We start from the raw sequence: 24,655 nt of genomic DNA, 5'->3' as shown, positions 1-24,655 counted from the left end.
ATCAGGCATGATGGTGCAAAGTCACGACCCGGGCAGAGAGCCCGATGGGCCATCTGGCGGCGAACGTGACGCGAGATGTCAAAAAATGAGCGCCATTTTAGCACAAACTGACCAACTTGGGGAAATTGTCGCCATGGATTGCGACAGAACTGCCCCATCCCCTTGTTCCCAAAACAGAAAACCCGCCGTGATGGCGGGTTGATTTGCAGATAAAAGTGGCGAAACAGCCTAGATCTTGGCGCTGGCCAGGTACTTTGCCATCTCTTCGGCGGGCACCATGCCACCGCCGGTGGCCCACACAAGATGGGTGGCCTGTGCCATGGTTGCGGCATCGCAACCGCGCCCGGTGAGCCACTCGGGATTAGCTGCCACCCGCCACGGGCCAGCCATACCAGCCAGAGCGGAGGGCTCGAGTGTGATCTGCTCATCGCGCGCCAGCAGCCCCAGCAGGTCATACATCTCCTGATCGCTCAGGGTGTAGAAGCCCGCCAGTAACCGCTCCATGGCGCGGCCGACGAAGCCGGAGGCGCGACCTACCGCGAGGCCGTCGGCTGCGGTGAGGTTATCGATGCCCAGATCCTGCACCGCAATGGCATCGTGCAATCCGGTGTGGACCCCCAGCAACATGCAGGGGGAGTGAGTGGGCTCGGCGAAGAAGCAGTGGACGTTGTCTCCGAACGCGAGCTTGAGACCAAAGGCCACGCCGCCCGGGCCGCCACCCACGCCGCAAGGGAGGTAGACAAACAGCGGGTGGTCGGCATCCACCTTGATACCCATCTGGTCGAACTGCTTTTTCACCCGCTCGCCCGCCACCGAGTAGCCGAGGAACAGGGTGCAGGAGTTCTCGTCATCGATAAAGAAGCAGTTGGGATCGCGCTCGGCCTCTTTGCGCCCCTGCTCCACCGCCACCCCGTAATCTTCGGCATATTCGACCACGATGACGCCGTGTTCACGCAGCTTGCGCTTCTTCCACTCTCGCGCATCGGCTGACATGTGGACGGTGACGGTAAAGCCGAGCTTGGCGCTCATGATGCCGATGGACATGCCAAGGTTGCCGGTGGAGCCCACTGCGATGCTGTACTGGCTGAAGAACTGGCGAAACTCGTCGTTGAACAGTTTGCGGTAGTCATCCTCTTCGCAGAGCAGACCAGCCTTGATCGCCAACTGTTCGGCGTGAGTCAGCACCTCGTAGATACCGCCACGGGCCTTGATGGAGCCTGAGATGGGCAGGTGGCTGTCTTTTTTCAGCAGCAGTCGACCGGTGACCTCAACCCCGTAGCGCTGGTTGAGCGTAGCCTGCATCGCCGGAATAGCGGCGATCTCGGACTCCAGAATACCGTTGCTGGGGCGGGTCTCGGGGAAGGCTTCGCACATGTAGGGGGCGAAGCGGGCCAGCCGAGCGGAAGCGTCCGCCACATTGTTGTTATCGAGCCCCACATAGGGCAGACCGGCAGCCAGAGTGGTGGTGTTGGGGTTGAACCAGGTGACTGGCTCAAGCGCGATCAGGGATTGCACCAGTGGAAATTGCGCTGTGAGCTGTTGTACGTCGATGTTTTTCATAGTGTTCTCGGTCTTGTTACACGATAAAGGAGAGCAGGAAGGTACCGGCCAGCGCCATTAGGGAGGCGACAAAGGTGGCGGTGGTGTAGTACTTGAGCGTTTCGTTCAGGGTGGCGCCGCAATACTGCTTGACCAGCCAGAACAGAGAGTCAGTCACCATGGTGCAGCCAATGGCACCGGAGCCGATGGCCAGGGTCATGATCTCCGGGCTGATGTTCGGGTAGTGCACCATGATGGGGGAGACGATGGCGGTGGCGCCCATCATGGCGACGGTGGCGGAGCCCACAGCGGCGTGCAGCACGATAGCCACCAGCCAGGCGAGCAGAATGGGGTGCATATCCAGCTGGGAGAGGATGGTGGCCAGGCTATCGCCCAGGCCGCTTGCCTTGAGCACCCCATTGAAGGCGCCACCCGCACCGATGATGAGCAGAATGTTGGCGATGGAGGAGAAGCACTCCTCGGTCTTGTTAAGCAGTCCCTCCATCTTCATTTGCTGGCGGATCCCCAGCACGTAGTAGGCGGTGAAGGCTGCGATAAACATGGCGGTGATGGGGTTGCCGATAAACTCCAGCACGGTGTAGAGGTGGCTGGCGTGCTCCATATTGAGCTCGGCGACCGTCTTGGCAAGCATCAGCAGGATGGGCAGCAGCACGGTAAAGAGCGAGGCGCTTAAGGTCGGGAGAGTTGCCTCATCGCGCGCCTTGATGTCGGCAAAGGCAGCGGGTACCTCCTTGAATGGAATCCGGTTACCCAGCAGCTTGAGGAACAGCGGACCGCCCACCAGCGAGGCAAACAGCCCGACCGCCAGACCATAGACGATGACGGATCCCACATCGGCGCCCAGCTGATTGGTGACGTAGAGGGCTGCCGGGTGGGGCGGTACGATGCAGTGCACGGCCATCAGGGCGGTGCAGAGCGGAATGGCCAGGGTCAGCAGCGAGGTTCTGGTCTTGCGGGCTATGGAGAAGGCGAGCGGGATCAGCAGTACTACCCCCACTTCGACAAACAGGGTGATGCCGCACACCAGACCGACCAGTACCATGATGACCTGTGGTGAGAGCCAGCGGCATCTCTGCAGGGCGAGGCCGATGCGCTCTGCAGCCCCCGACACCTCCATCATCTTGCCGAGTATGGTGCCAAGACCGATGACGGCGGCGAGAAAACCGAGGGTGCCACCAATGCCCGCTTCCATGGCGCTGACCATCTTGAGAGGGTTCATCCCCATCAGGGTGCCCACATAGAAGCTGGCCAGCAGCAGGGCAAGGAAAGGATGCACCTTGCCCTTCACTATGGTGACCACGATAAGAACGATGCTACTTAGCAAGGTAGCGATGACCCATACCTCTGAACTCATACTGCGCCTCGACATCTGTTGTGTGTGATTGTTTATGCGCTTATTGAATGAAAATGGGGCGGGGCTGACAAATGATGAAATCGACCACTTGGGTGAGTTGAGGTGATGCAAAGGCGCTACATTGGTCACAATTTATCGAAATCACACTCTTTGGGTCTTTTGGTTTCATCCTGAAGGTGGCCTGTGGGTGTATCATCGGCGGCTATTGCGAAGAGGGGGATGAATGTATAACGGGGATAATTACATATCGCGCAACAAGCTGCTGAGCGGCTACCAGTTGGCCAAGCTGCACACCTTCGAGGCGGCCGCCCGCCACGGATCCTTTGCCATGGCAGCTGATGAGCTGTCGCTGAGCCCCAGTGCCGTGAGTCACCGGATCAGCGCGCTGGAAGAGGAGCTGGGGTTCAAGCTCTTTGAGCGTTTTCACCGCAAGGTGGTACTGACGGCGGATGGGCAGCGGGTGTTCTGGGCGCTCAAATCCTCGCTGGAGTTCATCAATCAGGAGATCCTGGAGATCAAGAATCAGGAGCTCTCCGGTACCCTGACCATCTATTCGCGTCCCTCCATCGCCCAGTGCTGGCTGGTGCCCAGGTTGGCTGATTTCTCCCGCCTGCATCCGCAGATCGAGCTCAATATCATCACCGGTAACGAGAACATCAACCTGCATGGTTATGGCATCGATTTGACCCTCTATTTCGATGAGAAGAGCCCGGAGCGGCTTGCCATCCACCCACTGATGGATGAGTTCATGCTGCCGGTCTGCAGCCCGGAATATGCCGAGCAGCACGGGCTTGTCGGCAATCCAGCCAACTTGTCTTTGTGCCGTCTGCTTCATGATCGGCAGGCATGGGGATTTGACTCGGATACCGACGAATGGAGCAGCTGGGCTCGCCACGGCGGGGTCAGCCTGGAGGCATGCCAGCTGAGCATGGGTTTTGATCGCTCGGATCTCGCCATCATCGCCGCCATGAATCACGCCGGGATCGCCATGGGGCGCAAGAATCTGGTGAGCAAGCGACTGGCACGCAACGAGCTGGTGGCCCCTTTTGCCGGGCTGGAGGTCAAGTGCGAGCAGCGTTATTACATGGCGACCCTGCCCAATCGGGCGTGTCCCAAGATCCAGGCCTTTATCGACTGGGCGCAGGAAATGGCTGCCGAGATGGAATGAACAGAGGCCGGTGCGCAAGAGCAAAATGAAGATGGTAAAGCGCGAGTGAACGAAGGTAGCGGTTTAACGTAGCGGGAAAATTGGGGGAGAGGGGTTGGCTGATGGTGGTTGGTCGCAAGTGGCCTTGCTGCCAACACCGGGTGGCTGGCAGCAAGGCAACGGTCGGGATCAGGTGGTCTTTTCCAGATGGTTCTGGTAAATCTGCTGCCACTTGTCCAGTTCGTTTTCATCACCCTGCTGCTGCCAGAACTCGCAGATGGAACTCGCCATCTCGCATGCCATGGCGTGGTCACCGTCACGGCGACTCATCAGGTATTGCCCCAGCCAGCTTTGATACTGTTTCATTGCACGATCTCCTTATCTATTTAACCCTTGATACTGCAGCTGTGGGACACCCGTCCGGCAGTGTTGCGCCACACTCCACTTTCGCCGCGCGTTGCTTGTTATCGCCGCGCTTGTTGTCAATCAGGACAGAGAGCGTATGAGAAAGCGGCGAAAGTGTTAAAAATTGGTCACCACCTTATCACAAAATGGTGTGATATGCAGGCTTTGGGGCCAATTGAGTTATAAGCACGGGTTGTGTGTCCCGACATAGCGACAGGAATTGACGGAGAGTATCGGCACGCAACTTGTGCCGCAAGCAGGCGTTTGAGTGGTTACTGGGTTACCCGACGTGCCTGCCAGTAGCGACTGTTCCAGTAGACGTTGTCGAGGCGGGAGCGGATCACTCCCTTGCTGGTGGAGGCGTGAATAAACTCGCCGGCACCTGTGTAGACCCCCACATGGTACTGTTGCCAGCCGGTCTTGAAGAAGACCAGATCCCCGTGTTGCAGCCGGTAGCGATCCACTGGTTTGCCAATGCTGGCCTGAGATTCGGTGGTTCTTGGCAGGTTAAAGCCCAGCACCTGACTGTAGGCGAGCTGGGTGAAGGCGGAGCAGTCTAGCCCGGCGCGGCTGGCGCCGCCCATCCGGTAGGGCACTCCGCGCCACTGTTGGTAGAAGCCATCAAAGGCACTGCTCTGCCGGGGGGCCGGAGGTGGCTCTGGCGTGCTGGAACAGGCGGCCAGCAGCAGAGTCAGCAGGGATAGCAACAGCTTGCGATACATCGGGCTCTCTCCACGGACGGGTCTACCAAACGAGACATTTATCGAGCGCCATATCCTGCCAAATCGTTCTGGGGGCAGGAGGGCACGCGACAACTTTTCCATCATAAACAGGGATCTGGCTCCAGACCTAGTCTCCGAGAGGAAAAATGTGGTGGGGAACTGAAAAACGCCAACCCGAGGGCTGGCGTTTGTTGTCACTCGTTGTGGCTGATCAGCGGTTTAAGCAGCTCGGCCAGCTTGTAGAAGGTCTGCACCCGGGTGGTGCTGGGGCGCCAGACCAGCCCGATCTCGCGATAGGAGGTCTCTCCCGGCAGCGGGATGGCCACCAGATCGGAGTTGGCAAGAATGCCGGCATCGATGGCCATCTGCGGCAGGAAGGTGGTGCCAAGACCCGCTTCCACCATCTGTACCAGGGTGTGCAGGCTGGTGGCGGCGAACGGGTTGATCTTGCTCTTGTCCCGCAGGCGGCAGGCGCTCACTGCGTGCTCGGTGAGGCAGTGCTCCCGCTCCAGCAGGAAGATGCTCTGGTTGGGCAGCTCCTTGTAGTCGAACGGGGTATGCAGACCGGCCGCCATGCTGGCGGGCATCACCATGTGGAACGGATCCTGGCCGACGGTCTTGCAGTGAAATCCACCGATCTCGATGGGCAGGGCGAGGATCAGCAAGTCGAGCTGACCCTGTTCCAGCTGCTTGAGCAGATTGCTGGTGGTGTCTTCACGCAGCAACAATTCGAGGTCAGGATAGGTTTTGCTGCATTCTTTGAGCAGCTTGCTCAGCAGGAAGGGGGCGATGGTGGGAATGCAGCCCAGACGTACCGTCCCCTGCATCACGCCGCCCTGATGTTGCCCGAGCTCCATGAGATCCCGCGCATCGGAGAGCAAATTGCGAGCGCGCTCGACGATTTCCATGCCGACCGGGGTCATAATGAAGCTCTTGTGGTCCCGTTCCACCAGTTGCAGGTTCATCATGTCCTCCAGCGTCTGGATCCCGGTACTCAGGGTCGACTGGCTGACATGACAGGCCTTGGCGGCGCGGTTGAAGTTCTTGTGCTCATCGAGAGCGACCAGATATTGCAGCTGTTTGAGGCTGGGCCAACGTTGCATAGAAAAACCCGATTAATGCTATCTATTTAATTTGATTTAACTAATCTACCACCGGGTCTATAGTTTGTCGCTTGAATTAGATGGACTTGGCTCTAGGTAGCCCAATCCTCACCGGATTGTTCACTTCACATAAAGAGGAATTGAATATGGTATTGGTAGGCCGTCCCGCACCCGATTTTACCGCCGCAGCTGTTCTGGGTAATGGCGAGATCGTTGATTCATTCAACCTGTCATCCCACATCAAAGGCAAAGCTGCCGTTGTCTTCTTTTATCCGCTCGATTTCACCTTCGTCTGCCCGTCCGAGCTGATTGCCTTCGATCACCGTTATGAAGAGTTCCAGAAGCGTGGCGTGGAAGTGATCGGTGTTTCCATCGATTCCCAGTTCTCCCACAATGCATGGCGCAACACCAAAGTGGAAGATGGCGGTATCGGTCAGGTCAAGTACCCGCTGATCGCCGACGTGAAACACGAAATCTGCAAAGCCTATGACGTTGAGCATCCGGAAGCCGGTGTGGCGTTCCGTGGTTCCTTCCTGATTGACAAGAACGGTGTCGTTCGCCATCAGGTTGTCAACGATCTGCCGCTGGGCCGCAACATCGACGAGATGCTGCGCATGGTCGATGCCCTGCAATTCCACGAAGAGCACGGCGAAGTGTGCCCGGCTCAGTGGGAAAAAGGCAAAAAAGGTATGCAAGCCTCTCCGGACGGCGTTGCCAAGTACCTGTCCGAGAATGCTGACTCCCTGTAATCGGGCTGCACTCTCCTTGAAGAACCGGCGTCTTGGCGCCGGTTTTTTTATACCTGAGATTTATCTATCTCCTGACATTGCGGTCACACTCTTCTCGTTCCATCGTTCCATCGTTCCATCGTTCCATCGTTCCATCGTTCCATCGTTCCATCGTTCCATCGTTCCATCGTTCCATCGTTCCATCGTTCCATCGCTCTCCTTGCTACTCCAAGCTGCCGTTCGCTGGCGTACTCGTCGTTTCGAAATGAGGTGCTGACCCTATGGTTGGGAACGGGATGTGCCGACAGACAATAGCCATAAAAAAAGCGCGCCATAGGCGCGCTCAGTTCACAAGCGGGGGAGCTATTCCTCAAAGATCCCGAAGTGCTCCTTGGCGAAATTGACCCGCTGCTCCACGTTCATCTTCACCTGTCCCAGCTTCTCGATGGTCTTGAGGTTGGGCACCAGGCCGCGACCGTTGGCGATCTGGATGGCAAGACCAGGGCGGGCGTTGAGCTCCAGCAGCATGGGGCCGCGGAACTTGTCCAGCACCATGTCAGTACCGATATAGCCTAGACCCGACATCTCGTAGCAGGAGGCGGCCAGGGTGAGCAGGGTATCCCAGTGTGGGACCTTGAGCTCATAGAGGTCGAGGCCGGTATCCGGGTGGTGGCGCAGCGGATTGCCAAACTGCACTGCCCGCAGGGCACGACCGGTACGCAGGCACAGACCCACCCCCACGGCGCCCTGGTGCAGGTTCGCCTTGCCGTCGGAGGCGGCGGTGGAGAGGCGCATCATCGCCATCACCGGGAACCCTTTGAAGATGATCACTCGGGCATCGGGTACCCCTTCAAAAGAGTAGCCGTCGAACACATCATCAAAGTTGATGAGGCCTTCGACCAGCGCCACGTCGGGCTTGCCGCCAAGGGAATAGAGCCCCGCCAGAATGTTGGAGACATGGCGCTCCAGATCCTGACCGTTGGAGGCGCTGCCGTTGGGTTTATAGAAGAGGCCATCTTCCTGACGCAGGATCACCAGGATCCCCTTGCCGCCCGAGCCACGGGCCGGCTTGATGCAGAAGCCCGGCCAATCTTTTACCAGCTCGGTGATGCGACCCACATCGTGCTGGGCACGGATGGTACCGATCAGCTCAGGCACGGTAACCCCTGCATCCAGCGCAATTTGCTTGGTCTGCAGCTTGTCATCCACCAGCGGATAGAGGCTGCGCGGATTGTAGCGGCTGATGTAGGAGTGGTTGCGCTTGTTCATGCCGAGGATGCCTGATTGGGACAGGCTCCACGGGGTTGTGTATTTTTCCCAGAACCACATCGGTTACTTGTCCTTACCCGGGGTGACGCCAGATTTCATCTCGTCCACCAGCGGCTTGAAGCGCTTCAGTTCGCTCAGCTTGTAGCCGGTGTAGTTACCCATCAACAGCACGGTCGCCATCAGCACCAGCTGCAGGCCGAGGAAGTTGAAGGTGAGGTGACGAATAAGCTCGTTATCCATGGCCAGATAGGCGATGACGGCAACCAGCAGAGAGCCACCACCCTGACGGAACACCTCTTTCGGGCCCTCTTCTTCCCACAGGATGGACATCCGTTCGATGGTCCAGGAGAGGATGATCATCGGGAAGAAGGTGATCTTCATACCGTCGGTCAGCCCCAGCTTGAAGGCGAACGCGGAGAAGATACCGATCATCGAGATAACCATGATGATGATGGCCGATATTCGGGCGACCAGCAGCAGGTTAAGCCGAGACAGATAGGAGCGAATGATGAGACCGGTGCCGACAATCAGCAGGAAGCCGATGAGACCGGTGACTAGCGAGGTCTGGATAAAGGCGACCGCGATCAGCACCGGCATAAAGGTACCGGAGGTCTTGATCCCCACCAGCACCCGCAGGAACACCACCATCAGCACGCCGATCGGGATCAGCAGCAAGCCCTTGAACAGGGTCTGCTCTTCCAGCGGCAGGCTGTGGATGGAGAAGTTCATCATCTCTGATTTTTCGAACTTCTGCGCCAGTGCCACGCTCACCGGCTGCTCTTGCTCGATCATCGAGAAGCTGACACGGGAGTTGTGACCACCGGTCACGTCCAGCAGGGCGCCGGAGTTATACTCCCACAGCAGCAGGTTGGCCGGACGACCCTGTTCACCGGTTTGCGGGTTGAACAGCTTGTAGTCGGTCGGGCTGTTGAATACCTGCAGGTAATCCACCAGCTCCTGACGACGGCGGCCATCTTCCAGATTCAGGGCATGCACCACGCGGGTCGGCACGTCAGCATTGTTGAGCAGCTCGGCTATCAGGTTGGCGCGGCTCTTGTGCTTTTTCAGCAGTTCGGCATTCTGCTCCTGCTTCTCGATCTCCTTGATGATCTCGCGAGTCAGGGTGTAGCCGTCGGCAGAGCGCTCCTGTGCCCGCTCGAGGATCTGCTTCATGGCGGTGGCGTAAGGCTCACTCTCGATCTGCTTCTCGATGGCAGGCGGCTGCGGATTGGCGGCCGGTTTGGCATGGGCATCCGCCATCATGTCGACGCGGTAGTAGAGCTCCTGACGGCCGGAGGCGGTGCGGATGGACCACTCGGCGCGGGCATCGCCATCTTTCTCGACAAAGGAGAGGCCGTAGCCGGGGCTGGCGGCGTTCTCGTTCATCAGGGTGAAACCGGGCTGGGTGCCCGGAATGGCCAGGGAGGCGATCACCGGCTCACCGGTCGCCTCAAACTCCAGCTTGGCTTCGATGGACCAGATTTGGCGCTTTTCACCGGGCGTCAGCGGCACATCCAACGCGATATGGTGATAGATCGTCATCCCCAGGCCGACAATGTACAGCAGGGCTACCAGCAAATAGAACGGCTTACGGGAAACCATGGATTATTTCACATCCTTGAGCTTGGGTTTGGGTTGGATATATTCGCGGGCCACATCAACCACGGCGATGTCTTTCAAAAATTCGCGACCCAGCAGCACAGGGAAGGTCATGTCGCTACGGTCTTTCAGGGTAAATTCGGCTTTCTCGGTCATGTCGCCAATGCGCACGGCCAGACGCACTACCGGACGGCGGTCCAGATCGTCGGCAGAGGCCTGACGCACCCGTACATGGCGTACCAGCGGCGCTTCGATCTGGATCTTGTCGTCCACTTCCTGATGGCTCAGGAAGAAGCGCACCCAGTTTTTGCCGTTGCGCTCGAAAATGGTGATCTCCTGCGCACTGATGGAGGAGGTGGTCGCACCGGTATCGACCCGCGCCTGGAAGGCGTCGTTGGCCGCATCAACCCAGATCCACTCGGCTTCACCGACCATCAGTTTGCCATCGATGGTGTGACCCTGATTGGGGGCCGGGCACTTCTCGGTGGGGATGGCCATCGGCTTGGGCGGCTCGGAGGGGAGGGTGGCGAGCTTGTGGTCTACTTGCTTGACGGACTCTTTCATATTGGTGACATCTGTGTTGAGCTGAACCAGCAGGTGCTGTTGCTGCACATACTGCTTCTGTTGCTGTTCCATGGATGTTTGCAGGCGCTGCTCGCTCTGGCTCAGCTCGCTACGAAGCTCGGCCAGCGTCAGAGCAGGAACCTGAGGCGCTTTTTCCATATTGACACACCCGCCGAGACTAAGCAGGGAGAGCAGGGTCATTCCTTTTAATTTGCTTTTCATGTCATTCATTTAACTGTGCTTCCTGGAATTGGGTCAGTGTAACTTCCTGAATCGCCATCGGCTAGTCTTTGGCCTTGCGGGCAATCAGTACGGCACGTTTCGGCGCCGGGTGTCCTTCTACCGTGAGTGCCGGATTGTCTGGATCCAGATAGTCACTCAGGGATTCATTAATCATCCAGTCGGTACGACGCTGTTCGTCGGTGCTGGTCATATTCTCGTCTACTATCCGCACATCGGTGAAGCCGCAGCGCTCGACCCACAGCTTGAGAGCGCGGCTTGAGGGAATAAACCAGACGTTGCGCATCTTGCCGTAACGATCGGTGGGCATCAGCACGTCGTTGACCCCGCCGTCAATCACTAGCGTCTCCAGCACCAGCTCGCCATCATCTTTCAATTGATTGCGCAGTTGCTCGATGTGCTCGATGGGGGATTTGCGGTGATAGAGCACCCCCATGGAGAAGACGGTGTCAAAGGCACGCAGTTCCGGCAGCTCCTGAATGCCGAGCGGCAACAGGTGAGCGCGCTGATCGCCGCCGGTGAAGTGACGAATGGCCTCGAACTGGCAGAGGAACAGCGGGCTCGGGTCGATGCCGACTGCAAGCCGAGCCCCTTCACCCACCATGCGCCAGAGGTGGTAGCCGCTGCCGCAACCCACATCCAGCACGTAACGGCCGTCGAGCGGGCTGATATGGGGCAGCACCCGATCCCACTTCCAGTCAGAGCGCCACTCGGTGTCGATGTGGATGCCGTGCACGGTGAACGGCCCCTTGCGCCAGGGCATGAAGTGGCGCAGCAGGCTCTCGACCTTCTTGCGTTCACCTTCGCCAAGGCTCTCGGCCGAGCCAATCTCGACCCGGCTTTTCAGCTCGACGTTGCCGGGAGCCACCTGCGGCAGCTTGTTGAGGGCGCGATTCCAGCGCGGCAGGTCGCCATGCTGGTTGTCATGTTGCCAGGCGTGCAGCTGGGCTGGCAGGGTATGCAGCCAGTGGCTCAGCCGGTTTTTGGCAATCAGTTGATAGAAATTGGCAAAGTCGATCATGGCTGGGCGTCGCTGGATTTGATGGCAATCATGGAGCCGAAGTTGAAGCACTGGAACCAGAGATCCTGATGGACGAAACCGGCATCCCGCAGACGGGTCTGATGCACCGGCAGGCTGTCGGTGCGCATCACATTCTCAAGGGCAGTACGTTTCTGGCTGATCTCCAGCTCGCTGTAGCCATTGGCTCGCTTGAAGTCGAGATGCAGATCGATGAGCAGCTCGTTGACCGGTTCATCTTCAAAGCGGAACTTTTCGCTCAGGATCAGGATCCCGCCCGGGCGCAGCCCATCGTGAATGCGCTGGATCAGGGCGGCCCGTTTCTCTGGCTCGACAAACTGCAGAGTGAAGTTGAGTACCACCACGGAGGCGTTCTCGATCTCGATGTCGCAGATATCCGCCTCTACCAGCTCCACCGGCACCTCGGATTTAAAACCGGAGAGGTGGGCGCGGGCACGCTCGATCATCGGGTGGGAGAGATCCACCGCGGTGATGCGACAACCGGGCTGGCTGACATGGCGACGCATCGCCTGGGTCGCGGCGCCCAGTGAGCAGCCGAGATCATAGAGTCGGCTCTCGGGTTGGGCGTAGCGGGCGGCCATCATGCCGATGGCAGAGATGATGTTGCTGTAACCCGGCACCGAGCGCTGGATCATATCGGGAAACACGTCGACGACCTGTTCGTCAAAACAGAAGTCACCCAATCGGGCGATCGGGGCGGCAAAAATTTGATCTTTGGTATGCATGCTGGCGCAACCTGACAGTCGGGACATCACCCGGCTGTATTGTTCAATTGAGTCGTTGGGTGACACCCATCAGAGTAGATTTATCACCTGTTTACGAACGGGGTGGCTGGTCATGAAATCCTTTGGACCTGTCCTGTTCGTACGGGCCATGTTCCGAACCCTTACTTGGGGCGGTAGTGTAGAGGATTGATGGCCGTTTGTCTTGACGCCAGGGCTTGCCACGCCACAAAAAAGTACTTTTTTTACAGCGAAACGATGGCCACATAATGGGTTGGCTAAAAGCGCAGCACTCCCTGCCGTGCGCGATCGTTTTCCCCCGGCCAGGGGGCCATCTCCTGCTCCAGCAAGCGGGTGATCTGGCGGGCCAGCTCAGGTGCCTGGGCGTTGTCGGCAGTATGTATATAGAGGTAGAGATCCTTGTCCTCGGAAAGCCACTGGCGCCAGTGGGGGAGCCAGCTGGGCAGGAAGGGGTGATTGGCCGCCGGATCCGGCAGGCCGATAAAGCGGACCATGGGGGCGTTGGCGGTGGCCAGCAGATGCACCGGCAGGCGTGGCTTCTTGCCCTGGGCATCGACAAGGGCTGGCGTGGTTGCTGGCACCGAGAAGAGTGGCCGGCTGTCGAGCATCACCCGGTTCACTCCCTGTTCCATCAGCAGCCGGTTCAATGCCCGCTCGGCCTCCCCCTTGGCGAAGAACTCAGGGTGACGCACTTCAATGGCGTAGCGAAACTCCCGCGGCAGCCGATCGATGAAGGCCGCCAGTCTGGCCAGCCCCTGTGGCCCGAAACGGGCGGGCAACTGCAGAGTGAGCAGCCCCAGCTTGTCGTGTAGTGGCGCGAGCAGACGAATAAAGTCGGCGACTTGCTTGTCTGCGCTCACCAGATCGCTTTGGTGGCTGATGGTTTGCGGAAACTTGAAGTTGAAACGAAAGTGATTAGGCACCGCATCGGCCCAGCGCTGTACCGTGTCCTGTGTCGGCAGGGCGTAGAAGGTGGTGTTACCCTCCACCGAGTTGAAGACGGCCGCGTAGTGGGCGAGGTGTTCGGCAGGCTTGGCGCCAAGGCCCAGCAACTGGCCGGGCCAGCTGGGGTGGGACCACTGCGGCAGGCCCAAATAGAGGCTCATGATGGCTATTCTCTTCGCTCTTGGTGCATTCGTGCCGATTTTTTGCCCGCTTTTTGCCATCGAGTGCAAAAAACTGGCGAAAGGAGGCTGCTGGCCATTTTACCCAAAAGGGGGTTTTCCTCTATAATGCCAGCCCTTTTGTTTTTCAATTTCTTGTGACCCATGCCTATCTACGAATATCGTTGCGACGTCTGTGGCCATGAATTGGCAAAACTGCAAAAGCTTTCCGATGCCCCCCTGACCGACTGTCCGGCCTGTAGCAAGCCGAATCTGGTCAAGCTGATATCGGCGGCAGGCTTCCGGCTCAAGGGAACCGGATGGTACGAGACTGATTTCAAACCGGGTAAGAAAAAGAATCTGGCCAGCTGTGAGACAGACGGTGCTTGCCAGTCGTGCCCGGCGGCCCAAGGTTAACCGTCTCTCTACAATTTCGAAGGAAGAAGTCCATGCGCTCTATCTATTGCGGACAGGTCAATGAGGCCCATGCAGGGCAGACCATTACATTGTGCGGTTGGGTTCATCGTCGTCGTGATCTCGGCGGTCTGATCTTTATCGATATGCGCGACCGGGAAGGGGTCGTTCAGGTGTTCTTCGATCCGGACAAGCCGGACGCGTTCGCCCTGGCCTCCGAGCTGCGCGGCGAGTTCTGCATCCAGGTGACCGGCGTGGTGCGCACCCGTCCCGAGTCCCAGCGCAACAGCGACATGGCCACTGGCGCCATCGAAGTGTTCGCCCACGAACTCAACATCATCAACCGTGCCGAGCCGCTGCCGCTGGACTTCAACCAGGTCAACAGCGAAGAGATCAGCCTCAAGTATCGCTACCTGGATCTGCGTCGTCCCGAGATGGCCAAGTACCTGAAGACCCGTGCCAAGGCCAGCGCCTTCGTACGCCGCTTCATGGACGAGCACGGCTTCCTCGATATCGAGACCCCGATGCTGACCAAGGCCACCCCGGAAGGCGCCCGTGACTATCTGGTGCCGAGCCGCGTGCACAAGGGCAAGTTCTACGCTCTGCCGCAATCTCCCCAGCTGTTCAAGCAGTTGCTGATGATGTCCGGCTTCGACCGCTACTACCAGATCGTCAAGTGCTTCCGTGACGAAGACTTGCGTGCCGACCGCCAGCCGGAATTCACCCAGATCGACGTGGAGACCTCCTTCATGACCGCGCCGCAGGTGCGTGAAGTGATGGAAGAGATGATCCGCAAACTGTGGCTGCACATCCTGAACGTGGATCTGGGCGACTTCCCGATCATGACCTTCGACGAAGCCATGCGTCGCTACGGCTCCGACAAGCCGGACCTGCGTCTGCCGATGGAGCTGGTCGATGTGGCTGATCTGCTGACTGCTGTCGAGTTCGCCGTGTTCGCGGGCCCCGCCAACGATCCGAAAGGCCGTGTGGCAGCCCTGAAAGTACCGGGTGGTGCCGAGCTCTCTCGCAAGCAGATCGACGAATACACCAAGTTTGTCGGCATCTACGGTGCCAAGGGCCTGGCCTGGATGAAGGTCAACGAAGCGGCCAATGGTATCGAAGGCGTGCAGTCTCCGGTTGCCAAGTTCCTCTCTGACGAGATCGTGCGCGAGATCCTGGCCCGTACCGGCGCAGCCGATGGCGACATCATCTTCTTTGGCGCTGACAGCAAGAAAGTGGTCTGCGATGCCATGGGCGCCCTGCGTCTGAAAGTGGGTCGCGATCTGGGCCTGCTGGAGAACAGCTGGAAACCGCTGTGGGTCATCGACTTCCCGATGTTCGAGGAAGATGGTGAAGGTGGTCTGGCCGCCATGCACCACCCGTTCACCGCGCCGAGCAACATGAGCCCGGCCGAGCTGAAAGCCAACCCTGTGGGCGCTTACGCCAACGCCTACGACATGGTGATCAACGGCTACGAAGTGGGTGGCGGCTCTGTCCGTATCCACAACAGCGAGATGCAATCCACCGTGTTCGATATCCTGGGTATCACCCCGGCCGAGCAGCGTCTGAAGTTTGGCTTCCTGCTGGATGCCCTGAAGTACGGCACCCCGCCGCACGCCGGTCTGGCCTTCGGTCTGGACCGTCTCAGCATGCTGCTGACCGGCACCGAAAACATTCGGGACGTCATCGCCTTCCCGAAAACGACCGCGGCCGCCTGTCTGATGACAGACGCCCCCAGCCTTGCCAATGCCGCCCAACTGGGTGAGCTGGCGATTGCAACCACCGTCAAGGGCGACGAGTAAGCCGATACCGGCACCGGAGGCCGCCGCCGTGCGGCCTCTGTGTTTCCCTTGGGTTAGTCATGATCAGTGTTACTGACATTTAAAAAATAACGGAGAGTCTCTATGGCAGGTCACAGTAAATGGGCCAACATCAAACACCGCAAGGCCGCTCAGGACGCCAAGCGTGGCAAGATCTTCACCAAGCTGATCCGCGAAATCACTACCTCCGCGCGTCTGGGTGATGCCGATCCGGCCAACAACCCGCGTCTGCGTGCTGCGGTGACTGCCGCCCTGACCAACAACATGACCCGCGACACCATCAACCGTGCCATTCAGCGTGGCGCCGGTGGTGGCGATGGCGAACAGCTCGAGACCATCGTGTACGAAGGTTACGGCCCGGCTGGCTCTGCCGTGATGGTAGAGTGCCTGACCGACAACCGTAACCGTACCGTAGCCGAAGTGCGTCACGCCTTCAGCAAGTGCGGTGGCAACCTGGGCACCGACGGCTCCGTTGCCTATCTGTTCAGCAAGAAAGGTTTGCTGACTTTCGTGGGTGTGGACGAGGATGCCCTGATGGATGCCGCGCTGGAAGCGGGCGCCGATGACGTGGTCACCGAAGAGGATGGCACCATCGAGGTGTACACCACCCCGAACGACTTCGGTACCGTGCTGGACGGTCTGGAAGCTGCCGGCTTCAAGGCCCAGAGCGCCGAAGTGACCATGATCCCCTCCACCGAAGCGGAGCTGGATGCCGAGACTGCACCCAAGCTGATGCGTCTGATTGACATGCTGGAAGATCTGGACGACGTGCAAGAGGTGTATCACAACGGCTCCATCTCCGATGAAGTCGCTGCGACCCTCTGATCGCTGAATCGTGCTCTCCCGATGGCAGCCTGATGGCTGCCATTTTTTTATCTTTGCATCGTGGCAACTGCTGATGTGTCGGTTGAGCAACCAGTGCAATCACTCGATAATCCATCTTTGGGTATCAGCTACAGCACCTGACTCAGGAACTGGCGCAGGCGCGGGGAGGGGGGATTGTCGAAAAACTCCGTTGGTTTCTCGTCCACCAGCAGTTCGCCACTCTCCATAAAGAGCACCCGATCCGCCACTTCCCGGGCAAAGCCCATCTCGTGGGTCACCACCACCATGGTCATCCCTTCGCGGGCGAGCCCCTTCATGACGTCCAGCACTTCCCCCACCATTTCGGGATCGAGCGCGCTGGTGGGTTCGTCGAAGAGCATGATGCGCGGCTGCATGGCGAGCGCCCGGGCGATGGCCACCCGCTGCTGTTGACCACCGGAGAGCTGGGAGGGGTAGCTGCCCACTTTGGCCGAGAGCCCCACTTTCAGCAACAGGGCCTTGGCGCGATCTTCGGCCTCCTTGCGGGGCAGTTTGCGCACCTTTTGCGGGGCGAGGCAGATGTTCTCCAGCACCGTCAGGTGGGGAAAGAGGTTGAAGGACTGGAACACCATGCCCACCTCTTCCCGCAGCTTGTTGACATCGCCCGGCTCGGTCAGGCTGATGCCGTCGACCACGATGTTGCCGTCGTTGATGGTCTCCAGCTGGTTGAGGGTGCGCAGGAAGGTGGACTTGCCCGAGCCACTGGGGCCGACGATCACCACCACTTCCCCTTCGGCGACCTGGGTGCTGACCTTTTTCAAGGCGTGCACTTCGCTGCCGTAGAACTTCTCTACGCCGGTCGCTTTGATTATGGGATCAGTTGCTGCGCGCATATTTCACCTCGAGACGGCGTACCAGGAAGGAGAGGGTGCCGGTCAGCACCAGATAGAGCAGGGCCACGGTAAACCACACCTCGAACGGGCTGAAGGTGGAGCTCACCACCTCGCGCCCCGCCTTGGTCAGATCGGTGATGGAGATGACCGAGACTAGCGAGGAGTCCTTGATCAGGTTGATGAACTGGCCTGCCAGCGGTGGCAGCACCCGCTTGAACGCCTGCGGCAGGATGACGTAGCGCATGGTCTGGGCGGAGGTCATACCCAGGCTGCGGCCCGCCTCCATCTGCCCCTTGTGGATGGAGCTGATACCGGCGCGGACGATCTCCGCCACATAGGCACCGGTAAAGACCGCCAGTGCCGCGACCCCGGCGGTGAAGCGATCGAGGTTCAGCACGGTACCGATAAAGAAGTAGACAATAAAGATCTGCACCAGCAGCGGCGTACCGCGGATCAGCTCCACATAGGTGATGGCCAGATTGCGCAGGGCCGGATTGGGGGAGAGGCGCGCCAGCCCGGCCAGGGTGCCAAGCAAAATGGCGAAGATGCCTGTCACCAGCGAGAGCTTGACGGTGACCCAGACGCCCCAGGCGATGGGGCCTGCGGTCCAGCTCAGTTGGGTGTCGAGGGTATCGCCACGAAAAACGGTATCCCCTTCGGCGACTTGTACGCCGGTACTGGCAATGGCTTGCCGCACATTGGGGTCGAGATCGTCTTGCAGGAACAGCTTGCCCTTCTCGGCCTCGCTGGTGCCCGCCATCACGGTGCCGTCAAATTCGGCCAGATTCTTCTGCTCCGCCTGATAGGCGATGTATTGGGGAATGCGTTCCCAGCGCCAGGTGTAATCCACTGACTGGACAGCCTTGTAGATGCCGAATACGGCAACCAGCAGCATCAGCAGGAAAACCCCATGCCAGAGCAGCTGATTGGGTTGTTTTTCCATCTGTCTTGTCGGTTTGGGTGTGTGCACAGTCACAACCTCTTCTCGTTATTGTGTGGGGAGCTGCGTGGTGCAGGGGCGGCAATGTGCCGCCCCCCGGAGGTTATTTGAGCTGGTTCAGCCAGGCGTTGGATTCGAACCACTTCTTGTAGAGACGGTCGTAGCTGCCATCGCCCTTGATCTGGCGCAGGTAGTTGTTGAACCAGTTGAGGGTGTCCTGGTCCCCTTTGCGGATGGCCCAGGCCAGCGGCTCGAAGGTGAACGGTTTGTCGAGGTGCACCACGGCGCCCTGATTCTGGGAGGCGAAAATAGCGTTGTAGGGCAGGTCATAGACGAACGCATCGACCTTGCCGTTGATCACTTCCAGCTTGGCGTCATCCTGGGTTTCAAACTGCAGCAGGGTGGCTTTGGGGATCAGGCGCTTGACTGCCTGCTCGCCGGTGGTGCCGAGCTTGACCGCGATCTTGTATTTCGGGTCGTTGAGGTCGCTGAAGGATTTGATTTCGCCCGCTTTCTCTTTGCGCAGGACTATGGTCTGGCCGACCACGATGTAAGGATCGGCAAAGTTGACCCGCAGGTTGCGCTGGGGAGTGACGGTCATGCCGCCCATGATGACGTCGAACTTGTTGGTCAGCAGCGCCGGAATGATGCCATCCCAAGCGGTGTTGACGAATTCGACCTTCACGCCCATCTCTTTGGCGACCATCTTGGCAAGATCCACATCAAAGCCGATGTATTGGCCCTGCTTGTTGGTCATCTCGAAGGGTTGATAGCCAGCATCAAAGCCGACTCGCAGCACGCCGCGTTCGAGCACGGCATCCAGGGTGGAGGTAGGGGCAGGGGTCGGAGCCGCCGTGGCGATCCCGCAAAACAGCAGGGTAGAAAGAATCAGTATTTTGATCATAAATGACGTCTCTGTCGGTGGTGTGTTCGGCCTTGAACCTGATCCCGTGCGACTCCGTGGCACAAGAGACTGCTGCATCCGGCAACAGGCAAGACAGGATGAATGTCTTGAGCGGGACAAAAGCCCCATATGAGATGCTATGAATAGTGGTTGAGTGAAAAATGTACCAAAAACAGATTGTGTCAGAAGACTCAACAGGTTAGAGACATTTATTGCTCATGGCTTCATTCATAAAATCACACGAAAACAACATATCTATCTAATTGAGTGGGTTCAAGCCCAAATTATCCCCAAGACATTTTGTTACATTGAGAGGGGCTCGTATGTGGCTTTAGTCTGGTTGGGCTTATCTTTCTTGCATATCTCAAACCTGCTATAGCGGAATGGTGTGAGTTATCTGGTGGTGTGAAAAACAGACGAACAATATGTTTTTATTGTGAAAACAGTCAGGGTCTCTGGGTCTTGGCAAACGGTTCTCATATACTCACTTACCTCCCTCTGCCTGGTTTTGATATGGATGTCTCGTTGTTGCTGAAGCTGGATGTATTTACCCTGATGGTGATGGCATTGGGGGGATATAGCCTCGGGTTTATCACGCTCTCCATTATCTGGTCGACCCACCGGGAGATCCCGGGCATCGGGTTATGGTGGTGGTCCAGTCTCTGTGCGCTGGTGGCCCAGATACTTTTCTCGTTACAGGCATTTTTCCCCAGCCCCTCCGGCATCTGGCTGGCCAATACCCTGATCACGCTCTGCATTGTGTTGATGCCGCCGGCGCTGCAGCGCTTTTTCGGACAGCCCCCGAACTGGCGTGCCGGGGGGCTCTTTATGCTGGTCTATCTGCTGCTTCTGAGCTGGTGCATTGTGGAGGGGGGGATGGCATCCCGGGTGTTACTGGCTTGCTTGAGTTACATGGTGCTGGGTGCTGTGATCGTCTATCTGGTCTGGCGCCACGGTTACCCCCACTATCTGCCGGCGGTGATGGTCTTTACCCTGGTCAACGTGCTGCTCTACGCCTTCTACTTGATGCGGCTCTGGTTCCTCTGGCAGGACAACGTACAGATGCTGATGGATAAGAGCGGGGTCAATGTGCTGCCCTTCCTCTCCATGCTGATGGGGAGCTATCTTTCTACCTTCGGGGTGCTGCTGCTCTGTACCCAGTACCGTGCGCTGGCGCTGCGCCAGCAGGCGAGCCACGACCCTCTTACCGGTCTGCTCAACCGGCGTGGCTTTATGGAGCAGCTGAAGCAGCAAAAGTGGGGTGACAGTGGCGCGCTGGCGGTGCTCGACATCGATGATTTCAAGCAGATCAATGACCAGCATGGCCATGAGGTGGGTGATCGGGTGCTGGCCGAGCTCGGTGCCTATCTGGGTAGTCAGCCCGATCTGGTGTGCAGTCGTTTCGGTGGCGAGGAGTTTGTGCTGCTCTTCTCGCAGCCCGGCGTGCTGGCCCTGCAGCGCTGCGAGGGATTGCTGGAGGAGGTCGCGAACCGCGACATGGGGGGGCTCTACATCACGGTCAGTATGGGACTCTCCCACTGGCAAGGGGAGTGGCACTTTGACCCTCTGTTCACTCAGGCCGACCATGCGCTCTACAGTGCCAAGCGGCAAGGCAAGAACCGGGTCTGTCAGGCTGGTCGGGAGGTGTAACTCCCGTTCAGTCCGGTATTACGTTATCTCGGCAGTCTGGGGGCGCGGTGCCTGCGCCTTGAGGAAGGGGAGCAGCAGCAGGGCCGAGACGCCTGCCGCCACCGAGATCACCACGAAGAAGCCGTTCCAGTGCCAGATCTCCATCACCTTGGCCAGCGGATAGCCTGACAGCGCCGCCCCCATGTAGGCAAACAGGCCGACAAAGCCGGTGGCCGCTCCCGCCGAGTTTTTGTGAGAGCACTCCGCTGCCGCCATGCCGATCAGCATCTGGGGGCCGAACACGAAAAAGCCGATGGTAAAGAAGCAGGCCGCCTGCATCACATAGCTGAAGAAGGGCATCAGCCAGAGCGATCCTACCGCCAGCAGGATCCCAACCGCAAAGATCAGGTTCATCGGGCCACGGTTGCCGTTGAACAGCTTGTCCGATCCCCAGCCCGCCACCAGAGCACCGATAAAGCCTCCCACCTCGAACATGGAGATGGCCGAGTTGGCGCTCATCAGATTGAAGCCACGCTGCTCGGTCATGTAGAGATTGCCCCAGTCATTGATGGCGGTGCGCACCACATAGACCAGTACGTAACAGCAGGCGAGCAGCCAGATATAGGGGTTGCCCAGCACATATTTGCGCAGGATCTGGCGGTGGGAGAGCCCCGCATCCTGGGTCTGCTGGGCCAGCTCCATGGCATCCTTGCGCCACTCGCCCACAGTGGGCAATCCCATGGCGCTCGGGGTATCCCGCAGCCGCCAGCAGAGGAACAATCCCGCGATGATGGCGATAAGGCCGGGCACTATCATGCCGTAGCGCCAGCCATGCTGCAGAGCGATGGTGCTGACGATAAGGGGAATGAGCGCCCCGCCGACGTTGTGGGCTGTGTTCCAGGCCGACCACCAGACCCCGCGCTCGGTGCGCGAATACCAGCTGGTGAGCAGCTTGGAGCAGGGGGGCCACCCCCAGCCCTGGAAGAAGGCGTTGGCGACCCAGAGGGCGGCAAACATCCAGAGTGCCGACGAGAGGCCGAACAGGATATTGATAACGCCGGTGGCCATCAGTCCGACACCCATGAAGTAGCGCGGGTTGGCGCGGTCACTGATGATGCCGGAGAAGAACTTGGAGCAGCCGTAGGTGATGTAGAACAGAGTCCACAGCATGCCGATATCGGACTTGTCCAGCATGCCGCTCGCCAGCATGTCCGGCATGGCGAAGTTGAAGCTCTTGCGGGTGAAGTAGAAGACCGCGTAGCCCAGATACATGGTCAGCAGCAGGTGCAGCCGCCAGTGGCGATAGGTGGCATCGATCTCGGCCTGATCCCGGATAAGGGGCCGGGGCGGCGCGCTTCTCATAAAACTCAGCACAGGCAGGCCCTCTGGTGGTGATTAGCCATGGCTCTCTTCCCGTCTGCGACTGGGCAGATTGACCGTCAGCTGGGTGCCGTGAATGCAGGAGAGTTGCAGACTGCCCCCGAGCGCTTGTACCCGCTCGCGAATACCGAGCAAGCCATAGCCCTGTTGCGGGCGGCTTTCCGGCAGACCGCGGCCATCATCTTCCAGCACCAGTTGCAACTGCTCGCCGCTGGTCCGGGCGCGAATGGTGACCGAGTGGGCGTTGGCATGTTTGACCACGTTGTTGAGCCCCTCCTGACAGACCCGAAACAGGGTGACCCGCTGGGCATCGGAGAGGTCCCCATCCGCCAGCTGCCACTCCAGCCGGGTGACGATGCCGTGACGCTCCAGCTCCAGCTCCCTCAGCAGTGCTCGTACCGCCTGTTCAAGAGTCATGTCGTCGAGCTGGCGCGGGCGCAGCCGCCCGAGCAGACCGCGCACCGCGTCGTAGATCCCGAGCGACAGCGTGTCGATCAGGGCGCTGCTCTGGCCCACCCCGGCATTATCGGGGGCGAGGCGGCGCACGATCCCTGCCTGGGTACGAATGGCTGTGATGGTCTGGCCGATGTCGTCGTGCAGCTCGCGCGCCACCTCCTTGCGGATGCTCTCCTCGGTCTCCAGCAGCCGCTCGGTGAGTTGGCGATTATGGGCGAGCTGGCGGGTCAGCGCCTGATTGAGTTCGCGCTGGCGCTGGATCCCGGCACCCAGCAGCAGACCGGTGAGGCTCTGGGCCAGCAGGGAGAGCAGCAGATCGAGGGGGTGATCGTGCCAGGCCTGACTGGCCAGCAGGGCGATGGTATTCATCAGGGTGGCGAGCAGCGCCCCTTGCCAGCCGTAGCGCCACGCCATGGCGATGATGGGGATGGCCAGACAAAACGGGGTAAAGCGCACCAGCGAGTTGGGCAATCCCAGTTGCAGCCAGAGGCTCAATACGAACAGCAGCAGATACCAGACCAGATGGCGAAAGCGCCACTCTACCGGCTGATCCACCAGCGCAGGCCCCAGCGGCACCCAAGTGGCGCGGGTGAGGTAGTGCCAGATCAGCATGCAGGTGGAGGTCAGCGTCAGCCCGCCGGTCAGGCTGAGCAGCAGGGCCGAGAGGCCATCTTCCCCGGCCAGATGCCAGAGCAGGGCTTGCAGCAGCGCCGCCGCCGTGACGGTGGCGAGCAGCAGCAACAGTTGCTGCCAGTCGTTGCGCACCTGCTGGCGGCGGGCAATGAGCAGCGGTAGCAGGGTCAGCAGACTGCCCGCGACCAGCCAAGGCCAGTGGGGCAGCCCCACTTCCAGATTGAGCCAGTAGAGCAGCAGCCCTTCGCACAGCAACAGCGGCGGCCAGTAGTGGCCGGGACTTTGCAGCAGCAAGCCAAGGCGCAGGCCGAAGGGGAACAGCAGCACCGCCAGCGCAGGGCCACCCGCCAGATGCAGGCTGATGCTCCAGAGGCAAAACCAGCCGGCGGCAAAGATGAAGCAGGCCGCCAGCGCGATGGCGACATAGCTGGCAAAACGGGAGATCACCAGCTATCCAGCATGCGGTGGGCCAGCTCGACGTTGTTGCTGACCTTGAGCTTGTCCATCAGGTTGGCGCGATGGACGTGGACGGTTTTGGGGGATAGGCCAAGTTGCTCGGCGATGGCCTTCACCTCCAGCCCTTGCGCCAGCAACTGGGCAATCTCCCGCTCCCGATTGGTGAGGGGATCCCGGCTGCTGCTGGCCAGTTTCTGGGCGATGTCCGGCGTCAGATAACACCCCCCCTGGGCGGCGGTGCGCACGGCGGCGATCAGCTCGTCCGGGCTGCAGCGCTTGGAGAGAAATCCCTTGGCGCCGGTTTGCAAGGCTTGCTCGATGAGGGCGGGGCTGTCGTGCACCGAGAGCATGACCACCGCAAGGCCGGAGGGGAGCTGCTTGAGCAGCTCCAGCCCCGACTGGTCGGGCATCGAGATGTCGCAGACACAGACCCGCGCCCCGCTGCCTGGCAGGCCGGCAAGGGCGTCGCTGGCGGAGCCGAATTCGGCGACCACCTGCAGGTCGGGCTCCAGATTGAGCAGTTGGGCAAAACCGGATCGGACGATCTGGTGATCGTCGATGAGGGCAATTTTTATCATGATGTCAGCCTGAAATTCGGTGCGTCATGACCATGACGCGGCCAACAAGATACCTGCCCCCCGAGTCAGGCTCAAGCAGCAGCAGGAAAAGGGGCTAAAAACCGGGGGGCAAGGTGCGCAAAGCTTGATCGGGATCAGCTGGCAAGGGCGAGCAAGCGGGCTGATCAACAGG

At 59.4% G+C, this 24,655-nt stretch carries 23 protein-coding genes; 6 read left to right on the top strand and 17 right to left on the bottom strand.

Translation table 11 applies throughout. The features are described 5' to 3' along the window. Nucleotides 1-228 precede the first annotated feature (228 nt). The gene (locus AB5Y92_RS19045) at nucleotides 229-1,560 is read right to left on the bottom strand and encodes a D-serine ammonia-lyase (protein ID WP_368227391.1); all 1,332 of its coding nucleotides are present in this window, start codon (nucleotides 1,558-1,560) and stop codon (nucleotides 229-231) included. 16 nt (nucleotides 1,561-1,576) lie between these two features. Beyond that, nucleotides 1,577-2,914, bottom strand: a complete 1,338-nt coding sequence (gene dsdX, locus AB5Y92_RS19040) for a D-serine transporter DsdX (protein ID WP_368227390.1) — start codon at nucleotides 2,912-2,914, stop codon at nucleotides 1,577-1,579. Between the two features lie 223 nt (nucleotides 2,915-3,137). Between dsdX and dsdC the strand changes: the two genes are divergently transcribed. Further along, nucleotides 3,138-4,082, top strand: coding sequence for a DNA-binding transcriptional regulator DsdC (gene dsdC / locus AB5Y92_RS19035; protein WP_164536469.1), 945 nt, complete (start codon nucleotides 3,138-3,140; stop codon nucleotides 4,080-4,082). Nucleotides 4,083-4,250: 168 nt separating this feature from the next. Here dsdC and AB5Y92_RS19030 read toward each other — a convergent pair whose 3' ends face one another. From AB5Y92_RS19030 to AB5Y92_RS19020, 3 genes are all read right to left on the bottom strand, one after another. After that, the gene (locus tag AB5Y92_RS19030) at nucleotides 4,251-4,427 is read right to left on the bottom strand and encodes a hypothetical protein (RefSeq protein ID WP_005337704.1); all 177 of its coding nucleotides are present in this window, start codon (nucleotides 4,425-4,427) and stop codon (nucleotides 4,251-4,253) included. 311 nt (nucleotides 4,428-4,738) lie between these two features. Next, nucleotides 4,739-5,188 carry a C40 family peptidase gene (locus AB5Y92_RS19025; RefSeq protein WP_005337703.1) on the bottom strand — a complete coding sequence of 150 codons (450 nt, stop codon included), beginning with the start codon at nucleotides 5,186-5,188 and terminating at the stop codon, nucleotides 4,739-4,741. Between the two features lie 194 nt (nucleotides 5,189-5,382). Continuing rightward, entirely contained in the window at nucleotides 5,383-6,291 is a 909-nt protein-coding gene (locus AB5Y92_RS19020; RefSeq protein WP_005337702.1) for a hydrogen peroxide-inducible genes activator, read from the bottom strand. Between the two features lie 146 nt (nucleotides 6,292-6,437). Here AB5Y92_RS19020 and AB5Y92_RS19015 point away from each other — a divergent pair, with 146 nt between their 5' ends. Beyond that, the gene (locus AB5Y92_RS19015; RefSeq protein WP_005337701.1) at nucleotides 6,438-7,040 is read left to right on the top strand and encodes a peroxiredoxin C; all 603 of its coding nucleotides are present in this window, start codon (nucleotides 6,438-6,440) and stop codon (nucleotides 7,038-7,040) included. Nucleotides 7,041-7,382: 342 nt separating this feature from the next. On the opposite strand, the gene AB5Y92_RS19010 is transcribed toward AB5Y92_RS19015, so the two are convergent. From AB5Y92_RS19010 to AB5Y92_RS18985, 6 genes are all read right to left on the bottom strand, one after another. Beyond that, nucleotides 7,383-8,348, bottom strand: a complete 966-nt coding sequence (locus AB5Y92_RS19010) for an alpha-L-glutamate ligase-like protein (RefSeq protein ID WP_164536470.1) — start codon at nucleotides 8,346-8,348, stop codon at nucleotides 7,383-7,385. 3 nt (nucleotides 8,349-8,351) lie between these two features. After that, the gene (locus tag AB5Y92_RS19005) at nucleotides 8,352-9,890 is read right to left on the bottom strand and encodes an inactive transglutaminase family protein (RefSeq protein WP_005337699.1); all 1,539 of its coding nucleotides are present in this window, start codon (nucleotides 9,888-9,890) and stop codon (nucleotides 8,352-8,354) included. A gap of 3 nt (nucleotides 9,891-9,893) precedes the next feature. After that, nucleotides 9,894-10,682, bottom strand: coding sequence for an ATP-dependent zinc protease (locus tag AB5Y92_RS19000; RefSeq protein ID WP_005337698.1), 789 nt, complete (start codon nucleotides 10,680-10,682; stop codon nucleotides 9,894-9,896). A gap of 52 nt (nucleotides 10,683-10,734) precedes the next feature. Then, complete coding sequence (cmoB, locus tag AB5Y92_RS18995) at nucleotides 10,735-11,712, bottom strand: tRNA 5-methoxyuridine(34)/uridine 5-oxyacetic acid(34) synthase CmoB (protein WP_164536471.1); 978 nt, start codon at nucleotides 11,710-11,712, stop codon at nucleotides 10,735-10,737. Then, nucleotides 11,709-12,455, bottom strand: coding sequence for a carboxy-S-adenosyl-L-methionine synthase CmoA (gene cmoA / locus AB5Y92_RS18990; protein ID WP_164536472.1), 747 nt, complete (start codon nucleotides 12,453-12,455; stop codon nucleotides 11,709-11,711). The genes cmoB and cmoA overlap by 4 nt, the downstream gene beginning before the upstream one ends. Nucleotides 12,456-12,730: 275 nt before the next feature. Beyond that, complete coding sequence (locus AB5Y92_RS18985; RefSeq protein WP_201986098.1) at nucleotides 12,731-13,579, bottom strand: DUF72 domain-containing protein; 849 nt, start codon at nucleotides 13,577-13,579, stop codon at nucleotides 12,731-12,733. Between the two features lie 162 nt (nucleotides 13,580-13,741). Here AB5Y92_RS18985 and AB5Y92_RS18980 point away from each other — a divergent pair, with 162 nt between their 5' ends. The 3 genes from AB5Y92_RS18980 (at nucleotide 13,742) to AB5Y92_RS18970 (ending at nucleotide 16,635) form a co-directional block, all read left to right on the top strand. Further along, nucleotides 13,742-13,993, top strand: coding sequence for an FmdB family zinc ribbon protein (locus AB5Y92_RS18980; RefSeq protein ID WP_005337686.1), 252 nt, complete (start codon nucleotides 13,742-13,744; stop codon nucleotides 13,991-13,993). A 32-nt stretch (nucleotides 13,994-14,025) separates the two neighbouring features. After that, nucleotides 14,026-15,792 carry an aspartate--tRNA ligase gene (gene aspS / locus AB5Y92_RS18975; protein WP_201986100.1) on the top strand — a complete coding sequence of 589 codons (1,767 nt, stop codon included), beginning with the start codon at nucleotides 14,026-14,028 and terminating at the stop codon, nucleotides 15,790-15,792. Nucleotides 15,793-15,894: 102 nt separating this feature from the next. Continuing rightward, nucleotides 15,895-16,635: a YebC/PmpR family DNA-binding transcriptional regulator gene (locus AB5Y92_RS18970; protein ID WP_005337681.1), complete on the top strand. Its 741-nt coding sequence runs from the start codon at nucleotides 15,895-15,897 to the stop codon at nucleotides 16,633-16,635. A 128-nt stretch (nucleotides 16,636-16,763) separates the two neighbouring features. On the opposite strand, the gene AB5Y92_RS18965 is transcribed toward AB5Y92_RS18970, so the two are convergent. From AB5Y92_RS18965 to AB5Y92_RS18955, 3 genes are all read right to left on the bottom strand, one after another. Next, the gene (locus tag AB5Y92_RS18965) at nucleotides 16,764-17,507 is read right to left on the bottom strand and encodes an amino acid ABC transporter ATP-binding protein (protein ID WP_368227389.1); all 744 of its coding nucleotides are present in this window, start codon (nucleotides 17,505-17,507) and stop codon (nucleotides 16,764-16,766) included. Beyond that, nucleotides 17,491-18,450 (bottom strand): amino acid ABC transporter permease, encoded by a 960-nt coding sequence (locus AB5Y92_RS18960; protein ID WP_368227388.1) that lies wholly within the window; start codon nucleotides 18,448-18,450, stop codon nucleotides 17,491-17,493. The genes AB5Y92_RS18965 and AB5Y92_RS18960 overlap by 17 nt, the downstream gene beginning before the upstream one ends. 100 nt (nucleotides 18,451-18,550) lie before the next feature. Next, nucleotides 18,551-19,351 (bottom strand): transporter substrate-binding domain-containing protein, encoded by an 801-nt coding sequence (locus AB5Y92_RS18955; RefSeq protein WP_164536476.1) that lies wholly within the window; start codon nucleotides 19,349-19,351, stop codon nucleotides 18,551-18,553. A gap of 513 nt (nucleotides 19,352-19,864) precedes the next feature. Here AB5Y92_RS18955 and AB5Y92_RS18950 point away from each other — a divergent pair. Continuing rightward, on the top strand, nucleotides 19,865-21,001 hold the full coding sequence (locus AB5Y92_RS18950; RefSeq protein ID WP_206876218.1) for a GGDEF domain-containing protein: 1,137 nt from the start codon (nucleotides 19,865-19,867) through the stop codon (nucleotides 20,999-21,001). Nucleotides 21,002-21,019: 18 nt separating this feature from the next. Here AB5Y92_RS18950 and AB5Y92_RS18945 read toward each other — a convergent pair whose 3' ends face one another. From AB5Y92_RS18945 to uhpA, 3 genes are read right to left on the bottom strand one after another with little or no spacing between them, the layout of a single operon-like run. Then, a complete protein-coding gene (locus AB5Y92_RS18945; protein ID WP_201986103.1) occupies nucleotides 21,020-22,354 on the bottom strand; it encodes an MFS transporter in 1,335 nt (444 codons plus the stop codon). Between the two features lie 21 nt (nucleotides 22,355-22,375). Then, nucleotides 22,376-23,896 carry a signal transduction histidine-protein kinase/phosphatase UhpB gene (gene uhpB / locus AB5Y92_RS18940; RefSeq protein ID WP_005334072.1) on the bottom strand — a complete coding sequence of 507 codons (1,521 nt, stop codon included), beginning with the start codon at nucleotides 23,894-23,896 and terminating at the stop codon, nucleotides 22,376-22,378. After that, complete coding sequence (gene uhpA, locus AB5Y92_RS18935) at nucleotides 23,893-24,483, bottom strand: transcriptional regulator UhpA (RefSeq protein WP_021231026.1); 591 nt, start codon at nucleotides 24,481-24,483, stop codon at nucleotides 23,893-23,895. The genes uhpB and uhpA overlap by 4 nt, the downstream gene beginning before the upstream one ends. Nucleotides 24,484-24,655: the final 172 nt, after the last annotated feature.

Origin of the sequence: Aeromonas sp. R1-1 (assembly GCF_040908495.1) — a bacterium.
Lineage (GTDB): Bacteria > Pseudomonadota > Gammaproteobacteria > Enterobacterales > Aeromonadaceae > Aeromonas > Aeromonas veronii.
The sequence above is the reverse complement of the archived record's forward strand: the minus strand, read 5'-3'. Positions and strand labels throughout refer to the sequence as shown.